Here is a 15764-nt window from a genome sequence, read left to right as displayed (position 1 = left end):
CGGAGGCGCGGCGGGCCCGGGCACAGCGAGAAGTGACGGGGGGCGCAGACATGACCACGGTGGTCTTCACACACGGCACGGGCGTGCGCGAGCCGCACCTTGCCGCACTGCTCGCACAGGTCGCTTCGGGCCTCGCAGCGACGGGCCCCGGCGTGCGCCTGACCGCGTACGACTGGGGTGGTCGGCACGGGGCGAGGCTCGCCGCGGGTGGTGCCAGCATCCCGGCCGCCCCCGGCGCCGGAACCGGCCGGAACACCGGCGGCCCCGAGGATCCTGACGAGACGGAGGAGTGGGCCCGGCTGTACGAGGACCCCCACGCCGAGCTCGCCGCGGCGTCAGCCGGGGCGGGCCCGCGCGTGACGCCGCCCGGCGCGGCCTTTCCCGAGGAGCGTCCGAGGGCCCTCCTCCGCGAACTCGCCGCACACGGCGAGCCCCGCGCGGGCGCGATCGGCCCCGGCCTCCCGGAGGCGGCGGCCGGGCTCACGCGCAGTCCTCTCCTCGGAACGGCCGCCCAGGCACTGGACCAGGAAGCTCTGGCATGGGTCCTGGCCAGGGCCCTGGCCGCCACGGTCATCGCCTCGGGACTCGCGGCGGACACTCCCGTGCAGAGCGGGGGCGACGCCAGGGACGCCGCCGTCGCCGCGCTCGCCGAGCGCCTCGGTGCCGCACCGGCAGGCACCGGTCGCGGCCCGCTGCTCCGGGTTGCGGGGAAACCGCTCGTACGCATCGGATCCCGCTACGCCCTGCGCCGCCGCCGCGCGCTCACCGACGCGGCGCACCCGGCCGCCGGCGACATCCTCAAGTACCTCGCCCGGGGTGAGGACATGCGCCGGGGCCTGCGGGACCTCGTGGCCGCTCTGGAGCCGCCGGTCGTCCTGCTCGGGCACAGCCTCGGTGGCATCATCTCGCTCGACACCCTCATATCCGGCCCGCTGCCGGGAGTCGAACTCCTGATAACCGTCGGTTCGCAGGGCCCCTTCCTGTACGAGACGGGAGCGTTGCCCTCGCTGGCCCACCCGGACCCGCTGCCCGGCCATGTACCGCCGTGGCTGAATCTCTACGATCGCCGGGACCTGCTCGGGTATGCCGCCGAACCGCTCTTCCCCGGCCGGGCCCATGACATCGCCACCGACAGCCGACAGCCCTTCCCGGTGGCGCACAGCGCCTACTGGACCGATCCGGCCGTCTACCGCGCGATCGGGGAGAGGCTGCCATGACACGCCGGCCGGTCCCTCCGGACCGTATCTTCGCCCTGGTCGTCGGCATCGAACAGTATGCGGCGGGCCCCGGCTGGGACCTGCCGGGGCCCGCCAGGGACGCCCTGCGCTTCCGTGACTGGCTGCTGGCCCGCGGCGTCCCGGCCGGCCACATCCAGCTCCACCTCGCGCCGCTGGCCACGACCGTCCCGGACGTCCCGTTCCACCCGGCCGATCACGCCTCGCTGAGGCGCGCCTTCATCAAGGACATCCCCGAGCGCCGGGACGACGCACTGTGGGTGTGGTGGGGCGGGCACGGTGTGCTGGACACGGACGAGGACATGGCGCTCTACACCGCCGACGCCACGCTCACCGACCGCCGCGCCATCGATGTCGGATCCGCGCTCACCCGGCTGAGGAGCGACGCGTCGCCGGGGCACGGAGCACAGATGTGGATGATCGACGCCTGCCGCACCTTCGACGAACAGCACCACTTCCCGCAGTCGCTGTCCAAGGAACGCTTCCCCACCGGGGCGAGGGCCGCCGCGCATGAGCAGTCCCTGATGTTCGCGGCCGGTCGGGGGCAGCGGGCGGGCAACGATCCCGAACGCCGCCTCGGCCTGTTCTCGGACATCGTTCTGCGCGAGCTGCGGGACGATCCTCTGCCGCAGCCCCTGCCCCTCTTCGAGGCGGTGAAGGCGCGGATGAGCGCCCTCAGGGCGGAGGGCCGCACCGATCAGGTCCCCAGCCTCCGGCTGGACGCACCGGGGTACTCCGAGCGGATCCCCGGGGGAGCGCTGCCCGGCGGGCGAGCGGCCGGCGGGCCGGCGGAGCCTCCGGCCGCCAGGCTCATCACGGCCCTGATGGCGTATCCGCTGATGAACGACCGTGACGAACGGCAGGCCCTGGTCAACGAACTGCCCTCCGCCGTCGTCGCCCGGATGCCGAGGCACCCCATGCCGCGTACGGATGTGATCGGGATCTTCCGCGCCCTCAGGGCGCGGCCGGACGGACTGTGGAAGCTGTACGCCGCGGTGACACTGATCGACGACGACCCCGTCCGCGCGTCCGAACTCCGATCGGCCGTACAGGACTTCCTCACGGGCCCGGAACCCACGACGTGATCAGCTGGCGTGATCACACGGGTTTCGGGAAGGGGTCCGAGTCGTCATGATGGAGTAAACGGTGGCATCCTGTGCCACCGCTCGCGAAGGGGAGCGCGCCTTGTACCAGCCGGTGCCCGCCGACGGCACATCCGATCACCTCGAGTCCGACCTCGTGGACCTGGCCTCCGTGGGCGTCGCTGAACTGAGGCGCCTGCCCGCCCCGGACGGGGCAGCACGGCTGCTCGCCGAACTCCGGCGCGCGCGCACCAACGCGATGGGGGGCGGTGAACCGGGGCGGGCCGAGTGAGGGGAGCCGCGCAGAGAGCCGCCGCGACGAGAGCGTCAACGACCGGGAGCGATGTGTACGAGCCGATCCGTATGCCCGGCGCCCTGTTCGACGAGATCGCCGCAGGCGGCGGTTCGCCCGAGGCCGTGGCGTTCCTGGCCCGGGGGGAACGCTCACGCCGCCTTCTGCTGCTGCGCGAGCTCCTCGGCCTCTTCGACGCGGACCCCGGCATCCTCGGCCCCCTGGACGCGCACACGGTCTGGCCCGCGCTGGAGACCGCCGCCTCCCGGGCTCCGGAGCCGGTCGAGGCGCTCCTGCTGAGCCCTCAGGTCGGCAGCTGGCTCGCCCACACACTCCGGAGGCTGCACGGAACAGCCTCCGGGCCACCCCTGTGGGCCGACGCCGGACAGCTCGCCGGCGTCGCCGCGACAGCGGCGGTCCACGCCGGTACGGACGCCGAACTCCTCCTGCCCGCCCGGGGCAGGGCCGTCAGCCTGCCCACCCTCGGCATGATCCTGCTGCCAGGTCCGGACGACGACGAGTTCCGGGCGGTACAGGCCTCGGTGTCCGGCGGGACCCTCACCGTCCGCACCGGGCACGGGCCGGACACCGCCGTACGCCCGCTCACCGAGCCGGAGTCCGCGCACTGGCTGCCGGTGCACACGCTCGACGCCGGTCCCGGTGCGCACACCGTGCAGCTCGACGACCTCGATCCCTACCGCGACCTGGACGAGCCGATAGCCCCCGGCCGGCTCGGTCCCGGGGAACTGCGGGCCTGGCGCCGGCTGTTCGGGGAAGCGGTCGCCATCCTGCGCGGAGGGGGCACAGGTCCCGGCAGTCTGCGGCCCGAGGAGATCAGCCGCATCGTGCCCTGGCACGCCGAGGGAAGCGCCCCAGGTCTCCCCGTACCGGCCGAAGGGCTCAGCGCCTCCACCGGTGACGCCTTCGCCTCCATGGTGATCGCCCGGCCTCCGGACGGCCTCGCTCTCGCGGAGACCCTCGTCCACGAGTTCCAGCACAGCAAACTCGGCGCCCTGCTGCACCTCTTCCCGCTCCTCGACGACGACCGTTCCGAGCGCCACTACGCACCCTGGCGCGCCGACCCGCGCCACCTGCCGGGCCTCCTCCACGGGGCGTACGCCTTCGTCGGGGTCACCGGCTTCTGGCGGGAGCGGATCAACGACCCCGAAGCGGACCCGGCGGGACGGGCACCGTTCCTCTTCGCGCTGCGCCGGCTCCAGACCCGTATGGTCCTGCGCACCCTGGCGACCCGCGCCAGGCTCACCGGACCCGGCCTGCGGTTCGTCACCCGGCTGTCCGAGACCGTCGACGGCTGGCTGAGGGAGCCGCTCGGTCCCGGGACCGTGGCGAGGGCACGGGCGGCGGCGGCCGGCCACCGGGTGGAGTGGCGGCTGCGCCACCTGCGTTGCACCGAGGACGACAGGGACACCCTCGTCAAGGCGCTGCGCTCCGGCGCCGCACCCGCCCCGGGCGGTGACCCGCTGATCGCTCCCGGCCCGGGCGGTGCGTACTGGCAGGACGACCGGATCCGGCTCCACCAGTTGCGAGGGTCCACGGCGGACCGGCCGCGGACGGCCGACGAGCTGCTGGTCTCGGGGGACCCGGAGGCGGCACGCGCGGCGTACACCGCACAGTTGAGCGGACCCGGCCCCCTCGACCCGCACGCGCTGGCCGGCTGGCTGCTGGCGCATGCGGCGCTCCACCCGCGTGACCGCCGGCTGCTGGCCCGCCCGGAGCGGTTCGCGGCGCTGCTGGAGGCGTCCCCGCCCGAGACCTGGACGCGGACCGCCCGCTGGCTGGCCGGCAGCCCCGCCGAGGACTGAGGGCGCGCGGCGCACGGGCCGGGGGGCGCCCCCCGGCCCGTGCGCCGTTCCGGTCAGCTCGACGAGACGTCGAACCCGTTGGTCACGAAGTCCAGCCCGCCGGAGGACGAAGTGATCTCGTAGCCGAACTGGACGTCACCGATGGTCTCGTTGCCCCACCACCCCTTGTCCTTGATCCACTTAAGGACCGGCAGGATGTCCACCCTCCCGGAGGAGGAGTCGGAGGTCCGCAGGAACGAGAAGACCTCGTTGGCGCCGTTGTCGCCCTTGTGGACGGCCCAGGTGTGGCCGCCGAGGGTGACGGTTCCCTGGGAGGTGCCGAGGGGGCCGACCGCGCCGTTGTGGTTGACCCAGAGCATGACCTCGTAGTCGTAGTCCGTGTCCCAGATGTCGTACGACGTGTTGTACGCGCCCGACGACGGGACGGTCACGTTGTAACCGCTGGTCAGCGAGGAGAGCGATGTGATCGGCTTGTTGACGGTCTTCTTGGCGTTCGGATACGACTTGATACCACCGGTGTCCGGGTGGTTCGCCGTCACACCCCAGTTGCCCGACGAGTTGGCCCATATGGTCTGGGTGCCGGCCCCGGATCCCCAGATGTTGTTGTAGAGGATGTAGTTGTCGGACGTGGTGTAGTTGCCCCACTGCTCCGACGAGGTCCAGATCGCGGCGTGGGCGGGGGCCGCCGCGAAGCCGATCAGCGCGGCCACGGCTGCGGCCGGGGCCAGGAGCATCCTGGTCAGGGTGGATCGTGCCATGAGGTGTTCCTTCCATGTGGGGATGGAGGAGTGCTACCGCGCCCCCAGGGTGAGGACGCGGTCCACGCCGGCCGTCAGCTCCAGCGGAGCCGGGGGGGTTCCGGCGGGGGTCTCGGTGAGGGTGAGCCCGTCGCCCGTACGCAGATCGACACGGGCGTCGCGGGTGGGACGCAGCACGGCGGTGGCGCCTTCCTCCGACCACCGCAGATCCAGATGCGCGCCGAAACGCGTGCGCACGCCCCGCAGTTCACCGGCCGGGTACGCCGCCGGGACCGCGGGCAGCAGCACCAGACGGCCGGGCGTCGACTGGACGAGCGACTCGATCACGGCGGCGGGCAGGGTGTGGGCCGCGTCCGCGTTGTAGACGTTCCGTGACGGGTAGTGCGAGCTCATCAGCGAGTCGTGGAAGAAGTCACCGTCCAGCACCGCGTCCAGCGCCGCCGAGACCCTGGAGGGGTCCCGCAGCCGGGCGGCGATCAGGGCGTGGTGCAGATGGCCGTGGGCGGAGTCGTTCTCCGAGCCGCGCAGCTCCAGTGCGCGGTGCGCGGCCGCGGCCGTCTCCGGGGTGTCGTACGGATTGATCGCGTCCAGCGGCCACACCGGGTAGAGGTGGCTCAGGTGGCGGTGGTCGTACGTCTCCCGCAGGCCCGGCCAGGCCCACTCGGCGAGTGCCCCGTCCTCGTTCACCAGATACGCGGGGAGCCGGTCCGCGAGCGACCGCCAGAGGCCGGCGGACGGGTGCCCGGGGGCGTGCTCGGCGGCCGTCGTCAGGGCGTGGCGGGCCGCGGCGATGTCCATCGTGGCGTTCACCGTGACCCAGCTGGCGTTGGCCGGCCGGTTCTCCGGTGAGTACGAGGGCACGACCACCAGGTTTCCGTCCGGGTCCTCGCGGCTGAGGAAGTCCTCGTAGAACAGTGCCGCTTCGACGAGGGCGCCCGTCAGGGCGGCGTCCGGGGCGCCCGTCGTGACCTCGGCGTGTTCCAGGAGCGGCTGCAGCAGCCAGTCCGCCCCCGCGGTCCACAGGTGCAGCGGATAGGCGCGCTGGAAGTGCCGGGTGTGGCCCGACGCGCCGTCCGAATGGGACGGCGCGACGATGCCACGCGCCCCGAAGAGCGCCCTGGCGTTGTCCTGCCAGTCCGGCAACTGCCCATGGACCAGGGCCGCGTGGGCCTCGGTGACTTCGGGGAGGGCGGCCGCGGAGGCAGAGGCGATCTGGAGGTTGAGATTCGCGTTCGTGGTGAAGGCCCCGGACCAGGCCGTGTCCCAGTCGCCGGTCCACAGGCCCGTCAGCCGGGGCGGCAGCAGACCCGAGGAGGACAGCAGGTGGTAGCGGCCCGCTGCGAAGAGCCGTTCCAGGAGGGCGGGCGACTTCGGGGCGCGCAACAGCTCGCTGCCGGACAGCTCCCGCTCGGGCACCGCGTCCCGCAGAGTGAAGGAGGCACGCCCGTAAGCGGTCCGGTGCAGCGGCCGGTGGCGGTCCAGCAGGGTCGCGTAGTCCTCGTCCGGCAGAGCCGCCCACAGCTCCCCGAGGTCCGGCCGGCCGTCCCCGCGGACGACCCGGGTCATCAGGGTGAGGCTCCGCGCCCCCTCGATGCGGATGCCCTCACCGGCCACACGGACGCTGCCGCCGTCCACCCGCGCCACGGTCACGCCCGTGTACCCGGTCCGGCTGTCCGGATAGCCCACCCGCAGCGCCAGGTGGGCGCCGTGCGGGGTCAGGACCGTGGAGCGTCCGACCGCCAGCCGCGCGGGGGCACCGGGCAGCAGGTGGTCCAGGACGAGCTCGGCGGTCAGCGCGAGGTCCGTGACGTGCTGCACGATCACGTCGTCGGCCCGCGACACGAAGACGCTGCTGCGCCACGCCTCGTACGAGGCGGTCACCTCGCCCGTGGTGAAGTCGACCTCGCGCCTGTATCCGGCGACCGCCTCGTGCAGTCCCCGGGTGCGGCGCACGCGCGACCGGAACGCCGGGTGGAAGGGCTGCACCCACGCCAGGGCACGTCCCGCGCCGAAGTCCTCGGCCGCCGTCGTGTCGCCGGACAGGAGCGCCTCCTGGAGGCGGCCGAGCCGGCCGGCGAGCTCCGGCGGGCGGAGGTCCTCGCTGCCGTTGGGCCGCACCAGGGTGTGGTGGTTGACGATCACCCGGTCATCCGCGGGGTCTCCGAACACCATCGCCCCGTGGCGGCCGTTGCCGCTGAGGAACGCGTCCTCCCAGCGGGTGGCGGGGCAGGGCTCCCACGTGCCGTCGATCATGCGCGGACGCCTCTGAGTACGGCGACGCCGTAACGGCCCAGCTCCACAACGCCGTCGGACTCGGTCCCCGTGAGCAGGTCGAGGTGCCGGTCCGGCAGCTTCACCCCGGCCGGGGACCTGCCGTGGTTCAGCAGGAAGAGCAGCTCACCGCGCCGCACCGCCTCGACCCCGGCGGGCAGGCCCTCCAGCACCGGCCGGACGCCGGCTTCTGCCGCCGCCCGGCCGAGCAGACCGCGCAGCGCCTCGGGCTCGGGCAGCGTCGAGACGTACCACGCGCTGCCCTTGCGGAGCACCGCGGGCAGCCCGTCCAGCTCGCCCTCGCGGTACGCGGCCACCGTCTCCGCGCTGCCGTCGGGCTCCAGCTCCTCCGACCACAGGGTGCCGCGGAACCCGTCGCACTCCACTGCCGCGTCCGCGTCCAGGGGCCACCACTCGTGCACCGTACGGATACCGAACAGCTCACGCAGCCTGCTGTCCATGCCACCCGGCCTGATCCGGTCGTCCACGTCCGCCACACCGGTGAAGAACCCGCACACGAGGGTGCCGCCGCCCCGCGCGTACGCGACGAGGTTGTCGACCGCCGCGTCACCGAGGAGCTGGAGCTGGGGCACGAGCACCATCCGGTACGCGCTCAGGTCGGCGTCCGGGCGGGCGAACTCCGTACCGATGCCGCTGTCCCACAGCCCCCGGTGCCAGGCCCGGACCAGTTCCGTGTACGAGACCAGTGAAGAGGGCCGGCCCTCCTGGGTGCTCGACCACCAGGCGTCCCAGTCGTGCAGCACGGCGACATCGGCCGCCACCGACGTGCCGCTCACCTCGGGTCCGAGCAGGGCGAGTTCGGCACCGATGCGCTTGACCTCCCGGAACGTGCGCCCGTGCTCCCCGGCGTGGCTCAGCATCCCGGAGTGGAACTTCTCCGCCCCCTGCCGGGACTGACGCCACTGGAAGTAGCAGAGGGCGTCCGCACCCCTGGCCACCGCCTGGAGCGACCACAGCCGGTTCAGACCGGCCGGTTTGGGGTGGTTGACACCGCGCCAGTTGACCGCCCCGGCCGCCTGCTCCATCAGCATCCACGGCCCGCGGGCCTGCGAGCGGGTCATGTCGGCGAGCATCGCGTTGTACTGGCCGCCCCGCGGGTCCGTCGGGTCCGGGTAGACGTCGACGGAGACGATGTCCTCCTGCTCGGCCCAGGCCCAGGCGTCCTGGCCCGACCACAGCGGCATGAAGTTGGTCGTCACCGGGACGTGCGGGGTGTGCCGGACGACGATGTCCCGTTCGGCGACGTAGCACTCCATCAGGGCGTCGGAGGTGAACCGCTTGAAGTCCAGCTCCTGCGCCGGGTTCCGCATGTACTGCGCCCGGCGTGGCGGCAGGATCTCGGCCCAGGAGTCGTAGCGCTGGCTCCAGAACGCCGTGCCCCAGGCGTCGTTCAGGGCTTCCAGGGTGCTGTACCTGGAGGCCAGCCAGCGGCGGAAGTGGGCGGCGGTCCCGTCGCACCAGCAGTGCGTGCAGTACTCGTTGTTGATGTGCCACACGGTCAGCGCCGGATGGTCCGCGTACCGTGCGGCGAGGTCCTCGGTGAGGGATGCGGCATAGCGCCGGTACACCGGTGAACTCGGGCAGAAGTGCTGCCGCGAGCCGTAGTTGACGAGCGCGCCGTCCTCGCTGCGCGGCAGCGTCTCCGGGTGCAGGGCGCCCATCCACGGCGGGGGTGAGGACGTCGGGGTGGCGAGGACGACGCCGACGCCACCCGCGTGCAACAGGTCCAGCAGCCGGTCCAGCCAACCGAACTCCCGGGCCCCGGGGCGTGGCTCGATCATCGCCCAGGAGAAGACGCCGACGGTGACGGAGTTGACCCCGGCCTCCTTCATCAGCCGGATGTCATCGGCCCACACCTCCTCGGGCCACTGCTCGGGGTTGTAGTCGCCTCCGAAGAGGATGCGGCCACGGGTGGCGTCGTGCAGGGACGGCATGGACGTCTCGTTCCTCTACTGGGGGTCTGCGTACTGGATGCCACGGCCGTTGGTGCCCAGATAGACACGACCGTGGACGCGGGGGTCGCCGGTGATGACCTCGCCGGTCCACCCCCACCGGTGGGCGTCGTCGTTGATGCGGACCCAGGTCGCTCCCGCGTCGTCCGAGCGCAGCACGGCCACACCGTCGTACGTCGCGGAGACCCGCCCGGTCTGGAAGACCGCCGGGTACCCGGCCCGGCCCTTCCCCGGGGCGGCCTTCCCGAAGCCGAGGGCGTACGAGGCCTGACAGCCGGCCACCGGGGTGAACGTGCGCCCGCCGTCCTTCGAGCGCAGCAGCCCGTCGTCCTTGGCGGACAGCCACAGGTCGCCGGAGCGCCCCGGAGCCGCAGCGATGCGGAACTGCACATCCCCCGAGGGGAGCCCCGCCGCGCCCTCGGTGAAGGTCGCGCCCCTGTCGGTGGAGAAGAAGACGGCGCCCGTGTCCGTGTCGTACACGTAGAAGCGCTTCGGATCGAGCGGGTCGGCGACCGGGGTGCCGCCTTCGGGGAAGGTCGTCACCTCGGCCCACGTCGCGCCGCCGTCCGTGGAACGGTGCGCCGCGTACTTCGTGCCGTCCCAGTGGACGAACGACCACAACAGCGTCGCCCCGTCGGCGGAGACCGCCACCGGGCCGGGAGCCGAGGGAGCGATCGCCGGCTGGGAGGCGAACGGCTTCCAGCTCGCCCCGCCGTCGTGGGAGAAGGCGCCGGCCGAGTCGGAGCCCGACGGCCAGCCCGTCCGCACGACGTACGAAGGTCTCAGGGTGGCCAGGGCGAGTCCGGTGGCCGTGCCGAACACCGGGTTCGACGCCATGCCACGCGAGGGCGACGCGGTCAGGGAGTCATGGCGCATGACCCCGATGTCCCCCAGACCGCTGAGCAGCCGTGCCCCCGAGGGCGGTGCGATCAGCTGACGTACCGAGGACTCCTCCAGGCCCCGGATCTCCGGCGCCCAGCGCACCAGGTCGCGCGTGCCGTAGATCGTCGCGCCGGTGCCGTACACGATGTGCCGTGAGTCGTACGGGTCGACGGCCACGGCCTGGATCCACCAGCCGAACTTGGGCTCGCCGTCCCACTCCAGGAACGGGGTCTCCGACACGTCCAGCACCGCCGTCTCCTTCAGCGAGGTCCAGCTCGCCCCGCCGTCGGTGGACCGGAACAGGGTGTCCACCGGGCCCCAGCGGTTGTTCGTGGAGACGACGACCGTGCCCGGGCGGCCCGCGTCCACGGCCACCCCGCCGTACCCGAAGGCGTCCCCCTCGCCCGGCGCCACCGGAGTCACATCGGTCCAGGCCCCGGTGACGGTGTCCAGGCGGTGCACGGAACCGTCGGCCTGGTTGTTCGGTCCCGGCCCGTCCGCGTAACTCACGTACAGCGCACGGGTACCCGCGTCGTACGCCGCACGGACCGGCACCCTCGTCGCGGCTCCGGACGGCTGACCCGGGACGGCTTCCCAGCCACCGGAGCCGTTCGTACGGTACAGAGCCGCGCCGCCGTCCCCCCATCCCGCGTACACCGTCCGTCCGGCCGCGACCAGCAGGGTGACGCCCTGGCCGCCCGCCGACGCGGTGGCGGGGAAGGAGGCGTCGGCGGACCAGGTGGCCCCACGGTCCGTGGAGCGCAGCAGCCCGTCGTGGCGCGTCCCCAGCCAGAGCGTCCCGCTGTCGCGCGGATCGACCAGGAGCCGCTCGCCGCAGCCCCGGCCGTCCTCGTTGGCCCCGAGACGCACGGTGAGATCCGTACGCGCCCAGGTCGCGCCCCGGTCCTCGGACCTGAGCACCGCGCCGGGGGACGCATACGCCTGTGTGTACGTCCCCAGCGCCAGGTAGAGCCGGTCCGGATGCGCCGGGTCGACGGCCATCGCCTCGACGCCCAGCAGGTTCCAGTCGTCCCAGCCGATGTGATCGATGAGCGCCGTCCACCGGGACCTGCGGGCGTCCCAGCGGTAGGCGCCACCGATGTCCGTGCGGGCGTAGGCGAGCCCCCGCACGGCCGGATGGAACAGGATGCCCGTCACGAAACCCGTCCCGCCGATGGCGGCGGTGCGCCAGCGGTGCGGCTGGGTCCTCACCGGCCGCCGGGCGGCCGCGGCCGCTCCTGCCGCCGGCAGTACGGAGGCCGAGGCCGCGACCACCGCCGCACCGGCCAGGACGGTCCGGCGCCGGGGGTGCGGGGCGGGTTCTGGCTGCGGGACGGACGAAACGCGCATGACGAAGACCCTCCGGTGGAGCAGTGACGGGTGAATGCGGGACGGGGGTGGTGCTCAGCCCTTGACGGCGCCGGTGAGCATGCCTTCCTTGAAGTGCTTCTGCACGAACGGTGACAGGAACGCGACCGGGATCAGTGCCAGCACCATGACCGCCATCTGGATGGCGAGCAGCGACAGATGGCCCGTGTTGATGACCTGTGTCAGGCCGGTGGGCCGTTCCTGCTTGAGGACCAGCTGGTTCATCACGTTCTGCAGCGGCATCATCTCCGGGTCGCTGATGTAGATGGACGCGTTGAACCAGGCGCTCCAGTAGCCGACCGCGTAGAAGAGCGTGATCACCGCGATGACCGCGCGGGACAGCGGCATGATGATCTGCCACAGGATGCGGAAGTCACCCGCCCCGTCGATACGGGCACTCTCGACGAGCTCCTGCGCCGTACTCATGAAGAAGGCGCGCAGGACCAGGATGTTGAAGACGTTCAGCGCGCTCGGAAGGATCAGCGCCAGATAGGAATCGGTGAGGCCGAGTCCCTGGACCACCAGGTAGGTGGGGATCAGGCCCGCCCCGAAGAACATCGTGGCGAGCATGAACAGCAGCAGCGGCCGGTGGAGCACCGACCCCGGCCGGGACAGGCCGTAGGCGCACATGACCGACACGGCCATGCTGAAGAGCGTCCCGACCACGGTCACGCAGATGCTGATCACCGCTGCCCGGGTGACCTGGCCGCCGCCGAGGAGCTCCTGGTACGCCACGAACGTGATGCCGCGCGGGATCACCACCAGCCCGCCCGCGTCGGTGATGGTCCGCACCGAGGACAGACTGGTGACGATCACGACCCAGAGCGGGAAGAGCACGGCCAGACAGGCCAGGACCAGGACCACGCCCTTGGAGGCGAGCCCGGCCTTCGTGGGCTCCTCCTCCCACACCGGCCGCAGCCGGCCGCGGGTACCGGGCTCGACCCCGGCCACACCGGTCATTCGGTAGAGCAGGCCGCTCACTTCTTGTACACCCCCTGCTCACCCATGAGGTGGGCGACCTTGTTGGCCCCGAGGACCAGCAGCAGACCGAAGATTCCCTTGACGATCCCGACGGCCGCCGCATAGCTGAAGCCGCCGTTGGTGATGCCCACGTTCCACACGTAGGTATCGAGGACCTCGGAGGCGCCCGGCCCGACGGCCGTGCGCTGGAGCAGGATCTGCTCGAAGCCCACGGTGAGCGCGTTGCCCACCTGGAGGACCAGCAGCAGCGCCACGACCGGGCGCAGGGCGGGCAGGGTGACGTGCCACATCCGGCGCCACCGGTTCGCGCCGTCCATGGCGCTCGCCTCGTAGAGTTCCGTGCTGACCGAGGCCAGCGCGGCGAGGAAGACGATGACACCCCAGCCGGCGTCCTTCCAGATCATCTCGAAGGTGATCAGGAACTTGAACAGACCGGGGTCCGTCATGAGGTCGAAGCCCTCGTAGCCGTTCTCCCGCAGCGTCTGCGCGATGAGCCCCGCGCCGCCGAACATCTGCTGGAAGACCGTGATGACCAGGACCCAGGAGAAGAAGTGCGGCAGGTAGAGGATCGCCTGCGCCACCGCCCGGACCCGGGGCCGCACGAAGCTGTTGATGAACAGCGCGAGCAGGATCGGCACCGGGAAGAACAGTGTCAGCTGCAACAGGAAGATCGTCAGCGTGTTGCCCAGCGCCGACCAGAACAGCCGGTCGTTCACCATCTGCTGGAACCACTCGAAGCCGACCCACGGGCTCTGCAGGATCGCCTGGAAGGCGTTGTCCGCGATGTAGGGGTCGTAGTCCTGGAAGGCGACGACGTTGCCCACCAGAGGGACGTAGGCGAAGACCAGCAGCAGCAGCATCGCCGGCAGGGTCATCAGCAGCAGCGTCCGGTCACGGCGCAGCCGGTGCCGCAGGGGCACCTTCGCGCTGACCGGGGCCGGCCCGCGGGCCGGCCCGTCCTTGTCGGCCGGCGGCGACGCAGGGGATTCCCGCGCGCGCCGGTCATCTGTGCTCAGAGACATGTCAGGAGGCCGACTCACCGGTCTCGTCGAGCAGCTTCTTGTACCAGTCGCGAAGCTTGTCGCCGCCCTTGGTCTTCCAGTCCGAGACCTGCTGCTGCATGTCGCTGACCTTCCTGCGGCCGCGCACGATGTCCTTCTCCAGGGCTTCGAACTGCGCGTTGAGCTCGGTGTACCGGGTGGGCTCCTGGATCTGCATGCCGTGGAACAGCGGCTTCCTCAGGTGCGCGCCCTGACGCTGCTGCCACTCGACGACACCCTTGGCGACGTCCGGGTAGTCCGGGTAGGCGCGGTACGGCTTGGAGGTGGCGATGTACTCGTAGGTGGCGAAGACCTCGTTGTTGCCCTGCTCGTTCTTGACGAGGACGCCGTCCTTGAGGGTGTGGTGGGTGCCCTCCAGACCGTACGCCCGCAGACGCTGCTCCTTGCTCCCGTACGGAGCGGCGGTGAAGTTGGCCAGCGCGAGGAGGTCCTCGATGACCTCCTTGCCGGCCTTCTTGCTGGCGAAACACCAGATGTTCGAGGGAGAGGCCTCGTAGATGACGGGGTCACCGCCGTCGTGGGCGAAGAAGTCCATCGCCCCCATCCGGAAGTCCGGCTTGTCCAGCCGCTGGACGGCGGTCGCGGCGTACCAGTCCGAGATGTCCGCGTTGTACATCAGGACGTTCCCGGAGGAGAAGGTGGTGCGCATGTCGCCCGTCTCCGCCTTGGCGTCCGGGTGCACGAAGCCGGCCGAGTACAGCGAGCGCGACCACTCCAGCGCCTCCAGGTACTCCTGGGTCTCGTAGCGGTTCACCAGCTTGCCGTCGACCAGCTGCCAGTAGTAGGGCTTCTCCGGCAGCACCCCGAAGAAGACCCACGCCGACCAGGTCATGTCGCTGCACGCCCACACCTTGCTCCTGGGGGCGTTGATCTCCTTGCAGAGGTCGTAGAACTCCTGCGTGGTGGTCGGGACCCCGTACCCCTTCTCCTCGAAGATGTCGGCACGGTAGAAGGGGGTGATGTTGGGCGTGGCCTCGGCGGGCATGGGGATCCCGCGCAGCTGGCCGGCGAAGATGCCGCGCTGCCAGGCGCCGGTGGGAATGGCCGCCAGGTTGGGGTACTTCTTGACCTTGTCGCCCGACAGGTAGGGGCCGAGGTCGGCGAACTTGTTGGCGATGGCGCTGGGGATCTTGCCCTGGAGCTCCCATCCCGGGACGACGACGGCGTCCGGGACGGCGCTGGACGCGAGTACCGCGCCGAGCTTCTGCCCGTAGACGTTGCCGTCCTGGTTCTGCCACTTGACCTTGACCCCGGCGGCCTCGTCCATCGCGGTCCAGTAGGCGTTCCCCTCACCGGGAGAGGTGCCCCACAGCGGTGCCATGATGCTGATCTCGCTGCCCTTGCCCAATTTCTTCGGCACCGACACGGCCAGCTGAGCCGCGGGCAGCGCCGTGGTGAAACCGTCGGCGGAACCGTTCTTGCTCGGGATGTCAGGGGTGACGGCCTTCGAGGGCACGTAGGCGGGAAGGATGTCCTTCAGCTTCTTGCCCGTGGTCGTGCCCTCGTTCTTCGAACCGCCGGAACCGCCGCCGCAGGCGGTGAGGAGCGGCATCCCGCCGCCCACGGCTGCCGCGACCACCACGGAGGAGGCGAGGAATCGTCTCCGACTGGGAGCGGAGGGGGAGTTCGGCGTCATTGCGTCAACCCTTCGTGGTGCAACAGGACGGCCCGCGGCGGCGACTGCCGCTCGGCCCTGTGTCTGAGGTAGGGGCGTTACCGGCCGAGCCGGCGGCATTTCACCGGCTGAGCTGAAGCGGTCAACGGGCTGCCTCGTCGAAGCGCTTCGATGTTGCAGCGAGGTTAAGTGAAGGGTCCCGGCCGCACAAGAGTTCGTTTCGATATTCCTCCGACCTGTTTCCGAACCGTTTCCCGCAGCGGTAGGGCTCGGGTGCGGCCGAAGAACCCCCTCGGGGCGGTGGAGCCCTTGACACTCCCGGGGTTGTCCGAAGAGCATCGAAGCGCTTCGAAAGATCTTCTCCTCGCGTCGAAGGAAAACTCGGCGCCCGCAGACCGGAAAACCTCCCACCTCTTCAAGGGG

General features: G+C 71.5%; 11 protein-coding genes. 4 read left to right on the top strand and 7 right to left on the bottom strand.

Features of this window, described 5'->3' with window-relative positions:
- Window positions 1-50 precede the first annotated feature (50 nt).
- The 4 genes from ACF1FZ_RS13815 (at window position 51) to ACF1FZ_RS13800 (ending at window position 4432) form a co-directional block, all read left to right on the top strand.
- A complete protein-coding gene (locus ACF1FZ_RS13815) occupies window positions 51-1217 on the top strand; it encodes a hypothetical protein (protein WP_391773584.1) in 1167 nt (388 codons plus the stop codon).
- Window positions 1214-2320 carry a caspase family protein gene (locus ACF1FZ_RS13810; RefSeq protein ID WP_391773583.1) on the top strand — a complete coding sequence of 369 codons (1107 nt, stop codon included), beginning with the start codon at window positions 1214-1216 and terminating at the stop codon, window positions 2318-2320. The genes ACF1FZ_RS13815 and ACF1FZ_RS13810 overlap by 4 nt, the downstream gene beginning before the upstream one ends.
- A 61-nt stretch (window positions 2321-2381) precedes the next feature.
- On the top strand, window positions 2382-2609 hold the full coding sequence (locus ACF1FZ_RS13805; RefSeq protein ID WP_391773582.1) for an aldo/keto reductase: 228 nt from the start codon (window positions 2382-2384) through the stop codon (window positions 2607-2609).
- A 53-nt stretch (window positions 2610-2662) separates the two neighbouring features.
- Window positions 2663-4432, top strand: coding sequence for an HEXXH motif domain-containing protein (locus tag ACF1FZ_RS13800; protein ID WP_391773581.1), 1770 nt, complete (start codon window positions 2663-2665; stop codon window positions 4430-4432).
- A gap of 53 nt (window positions 4433-4485) precedes the next feature.
- Here ACF1FZ_RS13800 and ACF1FZ_RS13795 read toward each other — a convergent pair whose 3' ends face one another.
- From ACF1FZ_RS13795 to ACF1FZ_RS13765, 7 genes are read right to left on the bottom strand one after another with little or no spacing between them, the layout of a single operon-like run.
- Window positions 4486-5190 (bottom strand): hypothetical protein, encoded by a 705-nt coding sequence (locus ACF1FZ_RS13795; protein WP_391773580.1) that lies wholly within the window; start codon window positions 5188-5190, stop codon window positions 4486-4488.
- Window positions 5191-5223: 33 nt separating this feature from the next.
- On the bottom strand, window positions 5224-7443 hold the full coding sequence (locus ACF1FZ_RS13790; RefSeq protein ID WP_391773579.1) for a glycoside hydrolase N-terminal domain-containing protein: 2220 nt from the start codon (window positions 7441-7443) through the stop codon (window positions 5224-5226).
- Window positions 7440-9416 carry a beta-galactosidase gene (locus tag ACF1FZ_RS13785; RefSeq protein ID WP_391773578.1) on the bottom strand — a complete coding sequence of 659 codons (1977 nt, stop codon included), beginning with the start codon at window positions 9414-9416 and terminating at the stop codon, window positions 7440-7442. Before ACF1FZ_RS13785 ends, ACF1FZ_RS13790 begins: the two co-directional genes overlap by 4 nt.
- Window positions 9417-9431: 15 nt before the next feature.
- A complete protein-coding gene (locus ACF1FZ_RS13780) occupies window positions 9432-11666 on the bottom strand; it encodes a 1,4-beta-glucanase (RefSeq protein WP_391773577.1) in 2235 nt (744 codons plus the stop codon).
- A 54-nt stretch (window positions 11667-11720) separates the two neighbouring features.
- Window positions 11721-12644 carry a carbohydrate ABC transporter permease gene (locus tag ACF1FZ_RS13775; RefSeq protein WP_391773776.1) on the bottom strand — a complete coding sequence of 308 codons (924 nt, stop codon included), beginning with the start codon at window positions 12642-12644 and terminating at the stop codon, window positions 11721-11723.
- Between the two features lie 17 nt (window positions 12645-12661).
- Window positions 12662-13687 carry an ABC transporter permease gene (locus ACF1FZ_RS13770; protein ID WP_391773576.1) on the bottom strand — a complete coding sequence of 342 codons (1026 nt, stop codon included), beginning with the start codon at window positions 13685-13687 and terminating at the stop codon, window positions 12662-12664.
- A 1-nt stretch (window position 13688) separates the two neighbouring features.
- Complete coding sequence (locus ACF1FZ_RS13765; protein WP_391773575.1) at window positions 13689-15362, bottom strand: extracellular solute-binding protein; 1674 nt, start codon at window positions 15360-15362, stop codon at window positions 13689-13691.
- Between the last annotated feature and the right edge of the window lie 402 nt (window positions 15363-15764).

The organism is Streptomyces sp. NPDC014623, assembly GCF_043088245.1.
Taxonomy (GTDB): Bacteria; Actinomycetota; Actinomycetes; order Streptomycetales; family Streptomycetaceae; genus Streptomyces.
This window is presented reverse-complemented; position numbering and strand designations above follow the sequence as displayed.

Excerpts from the sequence above, each read along its gene's own strand:
- ACF1FZ_RS13775 (WP_391773776.1), bottom strand. The coding sequence starts at position 12,644 with ATGACCGGTGTGGCCGGGGTCGAGCCCGGTACCCGCGGCCGGCTGCGG.
- ACF1FZ_RS13765 (WP_391773575.1), bottom strand. The coding sequence starts at position 15,362 with ATGACGCCGAACTCCCCCTCCGCTCCCAGTCGGAGACGATTCCTCGCC.
- ACF1FZ_RS13795 (WP_391773580.1), bottom strand. The coding sequence starts at position 5,190 with ATGGCACGATCCACCCTGACCAGGATGCTCCTGGCCCCGGCCGCAGCC.
- ACF1FZ_RS13815 (WP_391773584.1), top strand. The coding sequence starts at position 51 with ATGACCACGGTGGTCTTCACACACGGCACGGGCGTGCGCGAGCCGCAC.
- ACF1FZ_RS13780 (WP_391773577.1), bottom strand. The coding sequence starts at position 11,666 with ATGCGCGTTTCGTCCGTCCCGCAGCCAGAACCCGCCCCGCACCCCCGG.
- ACF1FZ_RS13790 (WP_391773579.1), bottom strand. The coding sequence starts at position 7,443 with ATGATCGACGGCACGTGGGAGCCCTGCCCCGCCACCCGCTGGGAGGAC.
- ACF1FZ_RS13810 (WP_391773583.1), top strand. The coding sequence starts at position 1,214 with ATGACACGCCGGCCGGTCCCTCCGGACCGTATCTTCGCCCTGGTCGTC.
- ACF1FZ_RS13785 (WP_391773578.1), bottom strand. The coding sequence starts at position 9,416 with ATGCCGTCCCTGCACGACGCCACCCGTGGCCGCATCCTCTTCGGAGGC.
- ACF1FZ_RS13770 (WP_391773576.1), bottom strand. The coding sequence starts at position 13,687 with ATGTCTCTGAGCACAGATGACCGGCGCGCGCGGGAATCCCCTGCGTCG.